Below are 15305 nucleotides of genomic sequence, written 5' to 3'. Positions count from 1 at the left end.
GTTGTACCCAAGGAAGACTCAAGGAGAACATTATGACTCTGAAGACTACTCTGAAAATGACCGCCGCTGCTGCTTCTCTGGCAATCCTGGCTGGCTGTGCTTCTACCAGCGCTCTGGAAGAAGTTCGCATGACTGCTGAATCTGCACAGGCTGATGCCGCAGAAGCACGCAGCATGGCTTCACAAGCTCTGAACACTGCTAACCAAGCTCAGCGCGATGCGCAAGCTGCCCTGCAGATGTCTGAGCAGAACCGTGAAGAAATGAACCGCATGTTCCAGCGTTCCATGCAGAAGTAATTCTGCTTGGACCACTGGGTAGTCGTTAGACTCAGCGGTTGCTGAAGATGTAAAAAAACCCCGCCTCGGCGGGGTTTTTTTATGGATGGTATCTGTTAAGCATCTTCTTCAGCAGGCTCTGCCTGGCTAAGCTCTACTTCTTCAAACAAGCCATTAAGTTCTGCTGCAGGCTCTTCTTCTACGACAGGCTTGGGTGCCTGAGGGCCATGCAACGCAACAAAGTTGCCATCCGGTGATTCTACGGCACGTTTTACCTGCTCGTAGTCCACCTCAACCTGATCTTCGGTCAGCGCATCAACGCGCTCGATGGCGGCTAGCAGGGGCTCGAAGTCACCGACATTCTCTTCAAGCTGCGGGTACGACTGCACAAATAGCGTTCCATCGGCTGCCCAGCCTGCTTTGAAGGGCGCATCCATCAAGTTGACCTGCGTGCCGCTCGGCAGGCGCTCATACAGCGATTTGATGTCTTCCGGATACATCCGGATACAGCCGCGGCTAACGCGCATGCCCACACCGTCAGGCCGATTGGTGCCATGAATCAGATAGCTTGGCATGGCCAATAGAATGGCGTGTTCGCCAAGCGGATTATCCGGGCCGGGCGGCACTACCGCTGGAGCTGGGTCGCCTCGTTCTGCTGCTTCGCGGCGCATGGAGGCGGGCGGCGCCCAGGCGGGGTCCTTTACTTTTACCGTCGTGCGGGTAAGGCCGACAGGCGTTGCAAACTCATTGCGACCAACGCTGACCGGGTAGGTTTCAACGATGCCTGGGTTATCGGCCGGGTAGTAGTAGAGGCGCAGCTCAGAAAGGTTGACGACCACTCCTTCGCGCGGTGCTGGTGGAAGAATGTATTGAGCGGGAATCACTACCTCGGTGCCTTCGCCTGGCACCCACATGCTTACTTCGGGGTTAGCCATGCGTATTTCTTCGTAGCCAATATTATGGCGACGGGCAATGTCGATCAGAGTCTCTTCGGGGTCTTCAACGGTAACCGTGTAGCGCTCACCGATGATGTCGCCTTGTTCCGGAAGCCGAAATTGCCCGCGTGGCAGTTCGTCGTGCCCTTGTTCAGCTTGAGCTGCATCGTCCAGTACTTCGCTGGCTGTCGCTACGTTATCTGCTTGCTCAGGCGCTGTTTGCGCAAAAACCGGGCCTGTGAGGCTAGCTGCCAGCAATACAGCCAAACTGGTAGGGCCCCAAAGGTTGAATTTGTGACGAATGTTCATGGTCATTCCTAATAAGTTAGTGCACTGCTAGTACGCGTAAACGGGCAAACATAGCCTGCTTGTTACCAGTTTGCCCCAAGGTTCACGCCGCCGCTACTTTTTGATTAAGGGTAGTTAAAAGTGTTTCGACTTGCTCAAAGCGTTGTTCGCTGGTTGCCATGGTAAATTCAAACCGTAAGGTATCTGAGCCATCCAGGCGGTAGTGCTGGGGTGAGGTTTGAATGAGCTTAACGAGGGTCAGAGGATCAATCTGGGTTGTGCCATCAAACAGTACTCGTCCACGGCTTTCGCCTGCCTCAATGCGGCTAATCCCCAACTGCTCAGCGCGTTGACGCAGTTTGGTTTGGCGAACCAGGTTTTTAAGAGGTTGGGGGAGCAGGCCAAAACGATCAATCAGCTCGACCTGTAGCTCCTTAAGCTCATTTTCGCTTTGCGTATTGGCAATGCGTTTATACATGACAAGCCGCTGTTGAACATCATGAATGTAATCATCGGGGATTAATGCAGGTAAGTTTAGGCTAATTTCTACGCCGGTGTTGAAGGGGGCGTCGATGTTAGGTGTTTTCCCCGCCCGAATGGCTTTCACGGCCCGGTCCAGCATTTCCATATAAAGCGTATAGCCGATGGTTTCCATCTGGCCGCTTTGCTCATCGCCTAAGAGTTCGCCTGCGCCACGAATTTCCATATCGTGGCTTGCCAGGGTAAAGCCAGCGCCCAGATCATCGGACGCGCTGATGGCCTCAAGGCGTTTAACCGCATCGCGGGTCATGGCTTTGGGGGGAGGGGTTAAAAGGTAGGCATATGCTTGATGGTGGCTGCGGCCAACGCGCCCGCGCAGTTGGTGCAGCTGCGCCAAGCCAAACTTGTCGGCACGCTCAATCAAAATGGTGTTGGCGCTTGGGACGTCAATACCGGTTTCAATGATGGTTGAGCAGACGAGAACGTTAAAGCGTCGGTGATAGAAGTCCGACATCACGCGTTCTAAGCTACGCTCAGGCAACTGGCCATGAGCCACCGCAACGCGAGCTTCGGGTACGAGTTCACGTATCTGCTCCGCGGTGTTCTCAATGGTTTTGACTTCATTGTGTAGAAAGTAGACCTGGCCGCCGCGCAGTATTTCGCGCAGTAAGGCCTCTTTAATCACACTGTTGTCACGCTGCTGGACGAAGGTTTTGACCGACAGGCGGCGAGCCGGTGGTGTCGCGATAATGGATAGATCGCGGATACCGCTCATCGCCATGTTGAGCGTGCGGGGAATAGGCGTGGCGGTGAGGGTTAAAATATCGATTTCTGCGCGAAGCGCTTTGAGTTTTTCTTTCTGGGCGACGCCAAAGCGGTGCTCTTCATCGATAATCAGTAGCCCCATTTGAGGCAGTTCGACGCTTTTGGAGAGCAGCTTATGGGTACCGATCACGATATCGGTTTGACCGCTTTTAATGCTCTCAAGCGTTTGTGTCATCTCTTTGCCCGCCGTAAAGCGTGAGATCAGACGTATATTGACCGCCGTATCGGCAAAGCGGTCACGGAAGTTTTCAAAGTGCTGACGCGCGAGCAGGGTGGTAGGAACCAGTACTACCACTTGGCGGCCTGACTGCACGGCCAAAAAGGCCGCGCGCATGGCGACTTCGGTTTTACCAAAACCGACGTCGCCACAGACCACGCGATCCATCGGCTGGGGGGAGGTCATATCGTCAATGACAGCTTCAATGGCGGCGTGCTGGTCGGGTGTTTCTTCAAACGGAAAGCTTGCCGAGAAGCGCACGTAGTCGTCGCCTGGACTTTCATAAACCACGCCCTGTTGAGCTTCCCGCCGTGCGTAAACATCCAGCAACTCGGCGGCCGTATCGCGAATTTTCTCGGCCGCTTTGCGGCGCGCTTTTTCCCATTGGTCAGAGCCCAGCTTATGCAGCGGCGCCAGCTCATCATCGGCGCCGCTATAGCGGGAGATAAGGTGCAGGCTATCCACGGGAACATAAAGCTTCGCACCATCGGCGTAGGAGAGCGCCAGAAACTCATTGGCCTGACCGCCTGCGGCCAGGGTTTCAAGCCCCAGGTAGCGGCCTACACCGTGTGCCTGGTGAACTACGGGCGCGCCTTCGCGCAGCTCGGATAGATGCCGAACCGCCAGCTCATTGTCATCGGTGGCCTTTTCACGGCGTCGGCTTTGACGGACTACCTCGCCAAACAGCTCTGTTTCGCTAATCACTGCGATAGCCGGCTGGGTTAACCATAGTCCGCTATCCACCAGGCTTTCGGTAATGGCGTAAGTGTGTTGGCTCGCCAGGAATGCCTGAAAGCTTTCAACATGCGGAGGCGACAGGGACAGCGGTGCCAGAATTTCTTCCAGCGCTTCCCGGCGTCCACGTGATTCAGCGACAAACAGAACTCGGGTATTGGGCTCGCTGTTTAAAAAGCTGTTTAGTTCGCTCAAGGGGTGTTTTGCCCGGGCATTAATCGCCAGAGGCGGCAACGCCTTTGCTTCTGGGATTAATGCGTGGCGCTGCGTTTCATCTTCGGTCAGCTCAATGCGTGGGCGCGCCTTGATTGCCGAGAACACCTTGCTGACCGGAAAAAACGCTCGGTGTGGGGGCAGTAGAGGGCGGGTAGGATCAACCCCCAGGTTAATATAGCGTGCTTCTATGGACTGCCAATGCTGCTCTGCGGCTTGAAAGACGCCGGGTAACAGCGCAACGCGAGTGTCAGCGGTAACGTGGTCGAAAAGCGATGCCGTTTCGTCAAAAAAGAGCGGTAAATAGTGTTCTAGGCCCGGTGACGGTATGGCTTTCAAAGCGTCGTTATAAAGTGGGCACTGGCGCGGGTCGACATCAAATAAGGTTTCAAACTGCTCACGAAAGCAGGCAATCGCACTGCGGCTGAGTGAATACTCGTGAGCGGGAAGCAGCTCAATCGTGCCTACTTTATCGGTTGAGCGCTGGCTGCCGGGATCAAAATGCCGCAGGGTATCAATTTCATCATCAAACAGGTCGATGCGAATCGGCTCGTCCATGCCCATCGCAAAAAGATCAATCAACGCACCCCGCATGGCGTACTCGCCGGGCTCATAGACCGTCTCAACTGCGCGATATCCTGCGCGGGTTAATGATTCTCTAAAATGTTCTCGATCAAGTTTAGCGCCTGCCGTTAGCGTCATCACGCGGCCAGCGATATACGATACCGGGGAGAGGCGCTGCATTAACGTGTTAATGGGTACTAGCACGATGCCCCGTACGCCGTCCTGGAGTTGGCGTAGCGTGCGCAGGCGTGCCGAAACGATATCCTGATGGGGTGAAAAACTGTCGTACGGCAGCGTTTCCCAATCAGGAAATGGCAGAACGGGAACGTCGCTGTAAAACGCCAAATCTTGTTCCAGGCGTTGGGCGCTGGCCGTGCTGGGCGTGATCACCAACAACGGTGCACTGGCGGCAACCTGGGCTAACGCCAATGCAGACGCACTGCCGGGAGGCGCTGTCCAATAAAGCGTGTCGCGTGTTCCTTGCGGTTGGGGCGGTTCGAGCAGAGAAAATGATGGCATAGTCAGGGTATCGTTTTGCGCTGAAACGGAGATTGGATCATACACGATGACCCGTTTTCAGTCAGAGGGCTAGCCGGGACGGTGTTGCCACTGCCTATTTTGTATTTGTAGTCAAACGCCTGTTTATGTAATACCCCTACATGGTGTGCGACCATCCTTTGATTGCGGGCTGGTCCGAAGGCCGGGATAATACCCTGGTCATTTGGTTTACGACCCTGTGGTCGATACCCGATTTTTAGCGTTTATGTTTTCAGCGCTCTGGTTTTTAAGTACTGGTGTTAAGTACTGGTTTTAAGTACTGGTTTTAAAACTCTGTTTCACAAATTTGTTTTTACAAATCCGTTTTCACAAACCTTATGAGGCCGCACGTGAGTCAGCAAGCTCCCGAGAATGTTTTTGAGCAATGGCAAAACAACCAAGCCTTGGCAGAACAGATGATCCCGCTGGTGGGGCGTCTTTATCGGCAGCACAACGTTGTGGCTACCATGTTTGGGCGTTCGTTGATCAATCAGTCGGTTATCCGAATTCTGAAAGACCACCGCTTTGTGCGTAAGATTGAAGGTACCGAGCTTTCTGTTGAAGATACGTTCCCGATTGTTGAGGCGATGAGCGCGCTTAACCTCGGTCCGGCCCATGTGGATGTGGGTAAGCTGGCGGTGATGTTTAAAAAACAGGGCGGCGGTGACCTGGATGCCTTCCTGCGTAATGAGCTGCAAGACATTATTGATGGCTACCAACCGGGTGCCAGCAAGGGCGAGCCTCAGGACGTTGTGCTTTATGGTTTTGGCCGTATTGGGCGTCTGTTAGCGCGAGTCTTGGTTGAAAAAGCTGGCGGCGGTAACCTGTTGCGGCTGCGTGCGATTGTGGTGCGCGGGCGTGGCGATGTTGCTAAAGACCTTGAAAAGCGTGCCAGTTTACTGCGTCGCGACTCTGTGCATGGACCGTTTGAAGGGACTATCTCTGTTAACGTTGAGGCACGTACGCTCACCGTGAATGGAAACGTTGTTCAGGTTATATATGCCGATTCACCTAGTGAAATCGATTACACCACTTACGGCATCAATAATGCCGTTATTGTTGATAACACCGGTATCTGGCGCGATGAAGCAGGCCTGGGTCAGCACCTTGAGTGCAAGGGCGCTGCCAAAGCGCTATTAACTGCGCCGGGTAAAGGTGATATCAAAAACATCGTTTATGGTATTAACCATCAAGCCATCGGTGAAAATGATCGCATTGTGTCGGCCGCTTCCTGTACTACTAACGCCATTGTTCCGGTACTCAAGGTATTAAACGATGAGTATGGGGTAGAGGTGGGGCATGTTGAGACGGTTCACGCCTATACCAATGACCAGAACCTGATCGATAACTACCACAAGGGTGATCGTCGCGGTCGTAGCGCAGCACTCAACATGGTATTGACGGAAACCGGCGCCGCGAAAGCCGTTTCAAAAGCGTTGCCTGAGCTTGAAGGCAAATTGACCGGTAATGCTATTCGTGTGCCTACGCCGAACGTATCCATGGCCATTTTGAACCTGACGCTGAATAAGTCGACTGACGCTGAGGCGTTAAATGATTATCTGCGCAAAATGTCCATCGACTCGGATTATCAAAAGCAGATCGACTTCGTAGACTCTGCAGAAGTGGTATCGTCGGATTTTGTCGGTAACCGCCACGCCGGTATTGTGGATGCCAAGGCAACGATTGCTAATGACAACCACGCCGTTGTGTACGTTTGGTATGACAATGAATTTGGCTACAGCTGTCAGGTAATTCGTATCCTGCAGCACATGTCCAATGTCGAATTTTTAAAGCTGCCACGCCACGCGTAACGCCTCTATATCGGTGAATTGCTTGTTAAAGTGATTTTTCATCGAGCTGTATTTTTTTTAACGCCACCTTCGGGTGGCGTTTTTAATTGTAAAATCAATAGCCATTGGTAGGTGTATAACACTTTTGGGGGGCATCAGGGATGTGGTCATTGGCCGCGCTTATCTTTATAATGCGTAAGATTTTTCGGGGTGGTTCAAGCAGTGCTTGGGCCTGACTGGTAACAATCTGACAGAAAATAACAATTCACTGAGCAGAAAATAAGCATTCGAACCCCTTACCTTCGTATATCCGATCCATCAACTGGGCGAGACTATGATCGAAGTCAAAAAAGGCCTGGATCTCCCCATCACGGGAGCGCCCGAGCAGCGTATTGAAGATGCGCAGCCTGTGCGTTACGTGGCAATCCTAGGCACTGACTATGTAGGCATGAAGCCAACCATGGAAGTTCAGGAAGGGGATAAGGTCAAACTAGGCCAACTACTCTTTACCGATAAGAAGGTTGAAGGTGTGCGCTTTACGGCACCGGCAAGCGGTGAAGTGGTAGCAATAAACCGTGGCGAAAAGCGTCGCCTGCTGTCTGTCGTGATTAAAGTGGACGAAAATGAAGAAGCGATGACATTCGCCTCTCATGACTGCGCCTCTTTAGCACAGCTCGACCGTCAGCTGGTAGTCGATCAATTGGTCGAATCGGGACTCTGGACAGCGTTACGCACGCGTCCATTCTCGCGTACGCCAGCAATTGACAGTAAACCTGCCGATATCTTCGTAACCGCGGTGGACACTCATCCGCTAAGCGCTGATCCAGCAATTATCATTAATGAAGAATCCCAGGCATTTGAAGACGGCCTCAAGGTGCTAACCCGCCTGACCGAGGGCAACGTTTTCTTGTGTACCGGGGCTGATGACACTATTCCAGGGAAAGAGATTGACGGTGTGACCGCAGAAAGTTTTGCTGGTCCTCACCCGGCGGGTCTGGTGGGCACGCATATTCATTACCTTTCCCCGGTCGCACTGCACAGACACGTCTGGCATATCGGCTATCAGGATGTTATCGCTTTCGGCAAACTATTTGCCGAAGGGAAGCTTAGTACTCACCGAATAGTCGCCATTGGTGGCCCGCGTGCTGAAAAGCCGCGTCTTGTTCGCACCCGGATTGGAGCAAGTACCGATGAACTCCTGGCCGGTGAAGTCATCAAACCTGATGACACTCGGGTGATTTCCGGTTCTGTTTTCTCTGGCTTTACGGCTGAAGGAAATCTTACTTACCTGGGGCGCTTCAGCAATCAGATCAGTCTGCTTGAGGAAGGCAACAAGCGTGCCTTGCTAGGTTGGCTGTCGCTGGGTGCCGATCGCCACTCGATTCTGGGTATTTATCTTTCCCGCATCAAAGGCCTGCGTAACTACGCGCCGACGACCTCCACTAATGGCTCTGAACGTGCCATGGTGCCAGTGGGTTCGTACGAAGCCGTCATGCCATTGGATATTATGCCGACCCAGCTGCTTCGTTCGCTGATCGTGGGCGACATTGAAGTTGCCATGCAACTTGGGTGTCTTGAGCTAGACGAAGAGGATTTGGCGCTGTGCACATACGTTTGCCCCGGCAAATACGAGTATGGCCCTATTCTGCGTGACAATCTCACCATGATCGAGAAAGAGGCCTGATAATGGGTATCCGACAAACGCTCGATAATATCGAGCCGCATTTCCATAAAGGCGGCAAGTATGAAAAGTTCTATCCGCTTTATGAAGCGGTAGATACAATTTTCTATTCCCCGCCCAGCGTTGCTAAAACTACGGCTCACGTGCGCGACGGTATTGATCTTAAGCGCATCATGATTACCGTTTGGCTTTGCACCTTTCCGGCCATGTTCTTTGGTATGTGGAACGCAGGCTGGCAGGCGAACGTGGCAATCGATGCAGGCTATGCCTCCATGGGTGGCTGGCGCGAAGCTATCCTGATGACGTTGGCTTCAGGGCATGATTCAAGCAGCCTATGGGCCAACTTTGTATTGGGCGCAACGTACTTCCTGCCTATCTATCTGGTGACGTTTGCCATCGGTGGCTTCTGGGAAGTGCTGTTTGCCATCAAGCGTGGCCATGAAGTTAACGAAGGTTTCTTCGTGACCTCGGTGCTCTACGCACTGATTCTTCCGGCAACCATCCCGCTTTGGCAGGTGGCGCTCGGCATTACCTTCGGTGTCGTGATCGGTAAGGAAATTTTTGGCGGTACTGGCAAGAACTTCCTTAACCCGGCGCTAACCGGTCGTGCCTTTCTCTACTTCGCTTACCCGGCGCAGATCTCCGGCGACGCTATCTGGGTGGCCGCTGACGGTTACACCGGAGCAACAGCGCTCTCCATGGCTTTCCAGGATGGCATGGACACACTAACCAACACCTTCAGCTGGTGGGATGCCTTCCTTGGCTTCATTCCCGGGTCGGTAGGTGAAGTGTCAACGCTTGCGATCCTTATCGGGGCCGTTGTGCTACTTTGGACGCGCATCGCCTCGTGGCGCATCATGCTGGGTGTGTTCCTTGGGATGGTGGCGACCAGCGCGCTGTTCAATCTGATCGGTTCAGACACCAACCCCATGTTTGACATGCCCTGGTACTGGCACTTTGTGGTCGGTGGCTTTGCGTTTGGTATGGTCTTCATGGCAACCGACCCGGTATCTGCGTCAATGACCAACCAGGGCCGCCTGATCTTTGGCGCGTTGATCGGTGTGTTGACCGTGCTGATCCGGGTGGTTAATCCGGCTTTCCCGGAAGGCATCATGTTGGCTATCCTGTTTGCTAACCTGTTTGCCCCATTGATTGACCATTTCTTCGTCCAGGCCAATATCAAGCGCCGTATTAAGCGTACTGGCGTACCGGCCGAGGAGACTGCCTAATGGCACAAGGTAATAACTCAATCAAGAAGATCCTGATTGTTGCGTTTGCACTGTGTATCGTGTGCTCGGTTATCGTTTCGACGGCCGCCGTAGCGCTACGTCCCACGCAGCAGCTCAACCAGGAATTAGACCGTAAAACCAACATCCTTAATGTGGCACGTTTATACGAGCCGGGTATGGATGTCGAGGAAGAGTTCCAGGCCCAGATCACGCCACGTGTCGTTGAACTCGAAACCGGTGAATATACCGACGAGTTTGATCCCGAAACATTTGACGGGTTTGAAGCCGCGCGTGACCCGGCGACAGGCCGCACGCTGTCTGGCGACCGTGACATCGCGGGGCTTTCTCAGGTTGAAAATTACGCGACCGTATACCTGGTAGGTGATGAAGAAAATCCGGACCAGATCGTTCTGCCCATTCGTGGTCAGGGCCTATGGGGCCGCATGATGGGCTTTCTGTCGATTGAAGGCGACGGTAACACCATCATCAGTATCACTTACTACGACCACAGCGAAACGCCGGGTCTAGGTGCGGAAGTTAACAATCCACGCTGGCAGGCTCAGTGGGAAGGCAAAGAGATTTACGCTGAAGAGGGCGATCTCTCACCAGCCATCCACCTGACCAAAGGCGGCGCTAGCAACGAAAACGAAGTAGACGCGTTATCCGGTGCTACGCTCACCAGTAATGGTGTCACTAACATGCTGCAGTTCTGGCTGAGCGAAGAAGGTTTTGCACCGTACCTTGCGAAATTCCGCAGCGGTACGGAGCCGGAAGACGCCGAAAACACCGAGACTGACTTCGAAGACGGTGAGGGGGCTTAATCATGGCGGACGTAAATGCAAAAAGCGTATTAATAGCGCCAATCTTCCAGAACAACCCGATTGCACTTCAGATATTGGGGATTTGTTCGGCGCTAGCGGTAACCACCAGCATGAGCGTGTCGTTGGTAATGGCGTTGGCCGTTATCTTTGTAACGGCGCTCTCTAGCTTCTTCGTATCGCTAATCCGGAATCATATTCCTTCTGCGATTCGTATTATCGTGCAAATGACCATTATTGCTTCGCTGGTCATCGTGGTTGACCAGATCCTCAAAGCCTACGCTTATGAAATGTCCAAGCAGCTGTCGGTGTTTGTCGGTCTGATCATTACCAACTGTATCGTTATGGGCCGTGCTGAAGGCTTTGCCATGTCCAATACGCCCGGTATGTCGTTTTTAGACGGTATCGGTAACGGTTTGGGCTATGGTTTTGTGCTTTTAGTAGTTGGCTTCTTCCGTGAACTGCTGGGCGCGGGTAGCGTGTTTGGTTTTACCATTTTGCCGACGGTTCAAAACGGTGGCTGGTATGTGCCTAACGGTCTGCTGTTATTGCCGCCGTCTGCCTTCTTTATCATCGGCCTGTTGATTTGGGTACTGCGCTCAGTCAATCCCGAGCAGGTAGAAGAGAATGAGTTCAAGATGAAGGAAAACTCAAAGCCACAGGAGGCTGTGTAAAATGGAACACTATCTAAGCCTTTTCGTTGCTTCGGTTTTCGTCGAGAACATGGCGCTGGCCTTCTTCCTGGGCATGTGTACTTTTCTTGCCGTATCCAAGAAGGTCTCTTCAGCCATCGGTCTAGGCATTGCCGTTATCGTGGTGCTGACCGTCACCGTACCGGTTAACAACCTTGTCTACACTTACTTGCTGCAAGAAGGCGCGTTGACGTGGACCGGTATCAGCGGTGCTGAAAATATCGATCTTTCGTTCCTGGGTCTGCTCTCCTATATCGGGGTTATTGCGGCACTGGTACAAATCATGGAAATGTTCCTTGATAAGTACGTGCCTTCGCTCTACAACGCGCTAGGTGTATTCCTACCGCTAATTACCGTTAACTGTGCCATTTTAGGTGGCGTACTGTTCATGGTAGAGCGTAGCTATAATTTCGGTGAAGCGGTGGTATACGGCTTTGGCGCGGGCACCGGTTGGGCATTGGCCATTGCGGCGCTTGCGGGCATTCGTGAGAAGCTGAAATACAGCGATGTGCCTGGTGGCCTACAGGGGCTGGGTATCACGTTCATCACCGTAGGTCTGATGTCACTGGGCTTTATGTCCTTCTCGGGCATTCAGCTCTAAACAGAGCCGGTTTTCCCGGCGGCGTAAAGCGCTGCCGGGTTACAGGAAACCTCAGCAATAGGAAACCGACATGGTTGATACATCTGTCATCTTGCTCGGTGTTGTCATGTTCACGATCATCGTTATTAGCTTAACGGCGATCATTCTGGCAGCGCGTAGCAAGCTAGTGAGTAGCGGGGATGTGACGATTGAAGTCAATCACGACCCCGAGCACACCTTGACGACTCAGGCCGGCGGCAAGCTTTTGAACACGTTAGCAGCCAACGGTATTTTCCTTTCTTCCGCGTGCGGTGGCGGTGGTTCTTGCGCCCAGTGTAAGTGTCGCGTTGAAGAGGGCGGTGGCTCGATTCTGCCTACCGAAGAGTCCCACTTCACCATGCGTGAAAAGAAAGAGGGCTGGCGTCTCTCTTGTCAGGTGCCCGTTAAGCAGGACATGAAAGTAGAAGTACCTGAAGAAGTGTTCGGCGTTAAAAAATGGGAAACCGAAGTAACGGCCAATCCCAATGTCGCTACCTTCATTAAGGAGTTGAACCTGAAACTGCCGGAAGGTGAAGAAGTAGCTTTCCGCGCCGGTGGTTATGTTCAGCTAGTGGCGCCGCCATACGATATCAAGTTTTCTGATTTCGATATTGAGGAAGAGTACCGCGGCGACTGGGAAAAATTCGGCCTGTTCGATGTTTCCCATAAGAACAACGAGGAAATTATTCGCGCATACTCCATGGCGAACTACCCTGAAGAAAAGGGACTTCTCAAGTTCAACATTCGTATCGCGACACCGCCTCCGGGCAGCAGCCATCCGCCGGGCCTGATGTCTACCTATGTCTTCAGTCTGAAGCCGGGTGACAAGGTGACGGTAATGGGTCCGTTTGGTGAGTTTTTCGCCAAAGATGGCGATGCCGAAATGATCTTTATCGGCGGTGGTGCCGGTATGGCGCCAATGCGTAGCCATATCTTTGACCAGCTCAAGCGTCTTAAGTCAGATCGTAAGATGTCTTTCTGGTACGGTGCTCGCTCCTGGCGTGAAACCTTCTACAACGAAGAGTACGACCAGTTGGCCGAAGAGTTCCCGAACTTTGAGTGGCACTTGGCGCTTTCTGACCCGCAAGAAGAAGATAAGTGGGAAGGTCCTACCGGCTTTATCCATAACGTGCTGTTTGAGAACTATCTAAAAGATCACCCCGCACCTGAAGATTGTGAGTACTACATGTGTGGGCCGCCCATGATGAACGCATCGGTAATCAAGCTACTGCTTGACCTGGGCGTTGAGCCTGAAAACATCATGTTAGATGATTTTGGCGGATAAGTACTGATTTGTAGTGCGTGCCCTTTGGGCGCATTTGGGGCTGGCCGTGAGGTTGGCCCCTTTGTTTATGAATAAGCGTATAAGTGGGGCAAAACCCGCGTTATCTGTGCGAATAGCCACCTGTGCTAATAAGTGTCTGGCGGCTGAGGTACAATAAAGGTAGCAATGAATGACGGGCACTAATTGCCTAAGCTGTTGTCGGCAGGTAGTGCATCAAAAGCAATGCTGGGAGGTTTACATGGCAATCTGGCTACTGGTATTTGGTTTTATGGCGCTAATCATGGGCGCGATGGCGGTTGGCGTTTTAATGGGCCGCAAGCCCATCGCAGGTTCTTGCGGTGGTTTAAACCAAATTGGCATGAAAGATGGCTGCGATATTTGCGGCGGAAAAGATGAAGTATGCGAAGAAGAGAACCGCAAGCAGAACGGCGTGCGCAGGCGTAGCGATGAAAGCCGTGGTGCAGACCTTGGCTATGACGTAACGCGGCGATAAAGCCACTCTTGAAGAGCTTAGCAGGCGCAGCAGAGTGATCCGCTGCGCCTAATTATTGGGGAAAGAGGAGACGCAGAGAGTATGGCGGTTCACAATTACGATGTCGTGGTTATTGGTACAGGTCCCGCAGGGGAAAGCGCTGCTATCAACGCTGCAAAGCACGGGAAGCGTGTCGCGATTATCGAAAAGCAGGCTCAGGTGGGTGGTAACTGCACGCACTGGGGCACCATCCCCTCAAAAGCGTTACGCCATCAGGTCAAGCAAATCATGGCGTTCAATACTAACCGCATGTTTCGCGATATCGGTGAGCCTCGCTGGTTCTCTTTTCCAAAAGTAATGGAGCGCTCCCGCGGTACTATTGATAAGCAGGTTGAGATGCGTACCACGTTTTATGCCCGCAACCGCATCGATCTGTTCCATGGCGTTGCGCGCTTTAAAGATGAGCATACGCTGGTTATACGTGACCAGCACGAGGGCATGGAGGAGCTTGTCGCCAAGAAAATCATTATTGCTACCGGCTCGCGTCCCTATCGGCCGACGGATATCAATTTTCGCCATCCGCGTATCTACTGCTCCGATACCATTTTAAGTCTTGAGCACACGCCGCGTACGCTGGTGATCTTTGGTGCTGGCGTTATCGGCTGCGAATATGCATCGATCTTTTCAGGGCTGGGCCTTAAAGTCGATTTGATCAATAATCGCGAAAGCCTGCTCTCCTTCCTGGATGCTGAGATCAGCGATGCGCTGTCTTATCATCTGCGTAAACACGGTGTATTGATTCGTCATAACGAAGATTACGCAAGTGTTGAAGGCGATGAATCCGGCGTTGTAGTGCATCTCAAATCAGGGAAGAAAATCCGCGCCGATGCCTTTTTGTGGGCTAACGGGCGGACCGGTAATACGGATAGCCTGGGGCTTGAGAATATTGGCCTGGAAGCTAATGGGCGTGGTCAGCTCAGTGTTGATGAGCACTACCGGACGTCGATTCCGCATATTTATGCCGCCGGCGATGTGATTGGATGGCCAAGCCTTGCCAGCGCGGCTTACGACCAGGGGCTCAACTCCTGTAACGAGCTGCTTGATAAAGAGTATCGCTTCGTTAGCGACGTACCCACCGGCATCTACACCATTCCCGAGATCAGTTCGTTTGGCCCTAACGAGCGTGAACTTACCGAAGCAAAAGTCCCTTATGAAGTCGGCAAAGCGTTCTTTAAAGACACCGCGCGGGCGCAAATCACTGGCGATGTGGTAGGGATGCTGAAAATCCTGTTTCATCAGGATACGCTGGAGATTCTAGGTATCCACTGCTTTGGCGATCAGGCCTCGGAGATCTTGCATATCGGCCAAGCCATTATGCAGCAGCCGGGCGAAGCCAATACTCTCAAGTACTTCGTGAATACGACGTTTAACTACCCGACCATGGCAGAAGCGTATCGGGTAGCAGCACAAAATGGCTTAAACCGAGTGTTTTAAAGCGCCATCAATTGAGTAGTACGCTGTTGCTAATATTTTATTGAAACAACGCGTTGCTTTAAAAAAGGGGCCGAGCGGCCACTGCTGTCCCATAAACATTAATAAATGAAAAAGCCTGGATCCAAGTGAGTAAAATGAGAGTGCGACCAAACACTC

At 52.6% G+C, this 15305-nt stretch carries 12 protein-coding genes; 10 read left to right on the top strand and 2 right to left on the bottom strand.

What is annotated here, in order from left to right; all coding sequences use genetic code 11:
• Positions 1–32 precede the first annotated feature (32 nt).
• Entirely contained in the window at positions 33–296 is a 264-nt protein-coding gene (locus INT33_RS13280) for an Lpp/OprI family alanine-zipper lipoprotein (RefSeq protein ID WP_018917296.1), read from the top strand.
• A 95-nt stretch (positions 297–391) separates the two neighbouring features.
• Here the strand turns inward: INT33_RS13280 and INT33_RS13275 are convergent, their stop codons facing one another.
• Entirely contained in the window at positions 392–1519 is a 1128-nt protein-coding gene (locus tag INT33_RS13275) for a L,D-transpeptidase family protein (RefSeq protein WP_193092107.1), read from the bottom strand.
• A gap of 82 nt (positions 1520–1601) precedes the next feature.
• Positions 1602–5051 carry a transcription-repair coupling factor gene (mfd, locus tag INT33_RS13270; protein ID WP_193092106.1) on the bottom strand — a complete coding sequence of 1150 codons (3450 nt, stop codon included), beginning with the start codon at positions 5049–5051 and terminating at the stop codon, positions 1602–1604.
• A 368-nt stretch (positions 5052–5419) separates the two neighbouring features.
• On the opposite strand from mfd, the gene INT33_RS13265 reads away from it, so the two are divergent.
• From INT33_RS13265 to sthA, 9 genes are all read left to right on the top strand, one after another.
• On the top strand, positions 5420–6880 hold the full coding sequence (locus tag INT33_RS13265; RefSeq protein WP_192537861.1) for a glyceraldehyde-3-phosphate dehydrogenase: 1461 nt from the start codon (positions 5420–5422) through the stop codon (positions 6878–6880).
• 313 nt (positions 6881–7193) lie between these two features.
• Entirely contained in the window at positions 7194–8543 is a 1350-nt protein-coding gene (locus tag INT33_RS13260) for a Na(+)-translocating NADH-quinone reductase subunit A (protein WP_193092105.1), read from the top strand.
• A gap of 2 nt (positions 8544–8545) precedes the next feature.
• The gene (locus tag INT33_RS13255; RefSeq protein ID WP_193092104.1) at positions 8546–9769 is read left to right on the top strand and encodes an NADH:ubiquinone reductase (Na(+)-transporting) subunit B; all 1224 of its coding nucleotides are present in this window, start codon (positions 8546–8548) and stop codon (positions 9767–9769) included.
• Complete coding sequence (locus INT33_RS13250) at positions 9769–10590, top strand: Na(+)-translocating NADH-quinone reductase subunit C (RefSeq protein WP_192537864.1); 822 nt, start codon at positions 9769–9771, stop codon at positions 10588–10590. Before INT33_RS13255 ends, INT33_RS13250 begins: the two co-directional genes overlap by 1 nt.
• A gap of 2 nt (positions 10591–10592) precedes the next feature.
• The gene (locus INT33_RS13245) at positions 10593–11261 is read left to right on the top strand and encodes an NADH:ubiquinone reductase (Na(+)-transporting) subunit D (protein ID WP_192537865.1); all 669 of its coding nucleotides are present in this window, start codon (positions 10593–10595) and stop codon (positions 11259–11261) included.
• A gap of 1 nt (position 11262) precedes the next feature.
• Complete coding sequence (gene nqrE, locus INT33_RS13240; RefSeq protein WP_018917287.1) at positions 11263–11880, top strand: NADH:ubiquinone reductase (Na(+)-transporting) subunit E; 618 nt, start codon at positions 11263–11265, stop codon at positions 11878–11880.
• Positions 11881–11950: 70 nt separating this feature from the next.
• Positions 11951–13183: an NADH:ubiquinone reductase (Na(+)-transporting) subunit F gene (gene nqrF, locus INT33_RS13235; RefSeq protein ID WP_193092103.1), complete on the top strand. Its 1233-nt coding sequence runs from the start codon at positions 11951–11953 to the stop codon at positions 13181–13183.
• A gap of 238 nt (positions 13184–13421) precedes the next feature.
• Entirely contained in the window at positions 13422–13676 is a 255-nt protein-coding gene (nqrM, locus tag INT33_RS13230) for a (Na+)-NQR maturation NqrM (RefSeq protein WP_192537867.1), read from the top strand.
• 81 nt (positions 13677–13757) lie between these two features.
• On the top strand, positions 13758–15149 hold the full coding sequence (sthA, locus tag INT33_RS13225) for a Si-specific NAD(P)(+) transhydrogenase (protein ID WP_193092102.1): 1392 nt from the start codon (positions 13758–13760) through the stop codon (positions 15147–15149).
• Positions 15150–15305 lie beyond the last annotated feature (156 nt).

This window comes from Halomonas colorata (genome assembly GCF_014897985.1).
In the GTDB taxonomy this organism is placed as follows: domain Bacteria; phylum Pseudomonadota; class Gammaproteobacteria; order Pseudomonadales; family Halomonadaceae; genus Vreelandella; species Vreelandella colorata.
Note: the sequence above shows the minus strand (reverse complement) of the source record. Positions and strands in the feature narration are given on the sequence as shown.

Coding starts and splice junctions, on each gene's coding strand:
- INT33_RS13280 (WP_018917296.1), top strand. CDS start 33: ATGACTCTGAAGACTACTCTGAAAATGACCGCCGCTGCTGCTTCTCTG.
- INT33_RS13275 (WP_193092107.1), bottom strand. CDS start 1,519: ATGAACATTCGTCACAAATTCAACCTTTGGGGCCCTACCAGTTTGGCT.
- mfd (WP_193092106.1), bottom strand. CDS start 5,051: ATGCCATCATTTTCTCTGCTCGAACCGCCCCAACCGCAAGGAACACGC.
- INT33_RS13260 (WP_193092105.1), top strand. CDS start 7,194: ATGATCGAAGTCAAAAAAGGCCTGGATCTCCCCATCACGGGAGCGCCC.
- INT33_RS13255 (WP_193092104.1), top strand. CDS start 8,546: ATGGGTATCCGACAAACGCTCGATAATATCGAGCCGCATTTCCATAAA.
- INT33_RS13250 (WP_192537864.1), top strand. CDS start 9,769: ATGGCACAAGGTAATAACTCAATCAAGAAGATCCTGATTGTTGCGTTT.
- INT33_RS13245 (WP_192537865.1), top strand. CDS start 10,593: ATGGCGGACGTAAATGCAAAAAGCGTATTAATAGCGCCAATCTTCCAG.
- nqrE (WP_018917287.1), top strand. CDS start 11,263: ATGGAACACTATCTAAGCCTTTTCGTTGCTTCGGTTTTCGTCGAGAAC.
- nqrF (WP_193092103.1), top strand. CDS start 11,951: ATGGTTGATACATCTGTCATCTTGCTCGGTGTTGTCATGTTCACGATC.
- nqrM (WP_192537867.1), top strand. CDS start 13,422: ATGGCAATCTGGCTACTGGTATTTGGTTTTATGGCGCTAATCATGGGC.
- sthA (WP_193092102.1), top strand. CDS start 13,758: ATGGCGGTTCACAATTACGATGTCGTGGTTATTGGTACAGGTCCCGCA.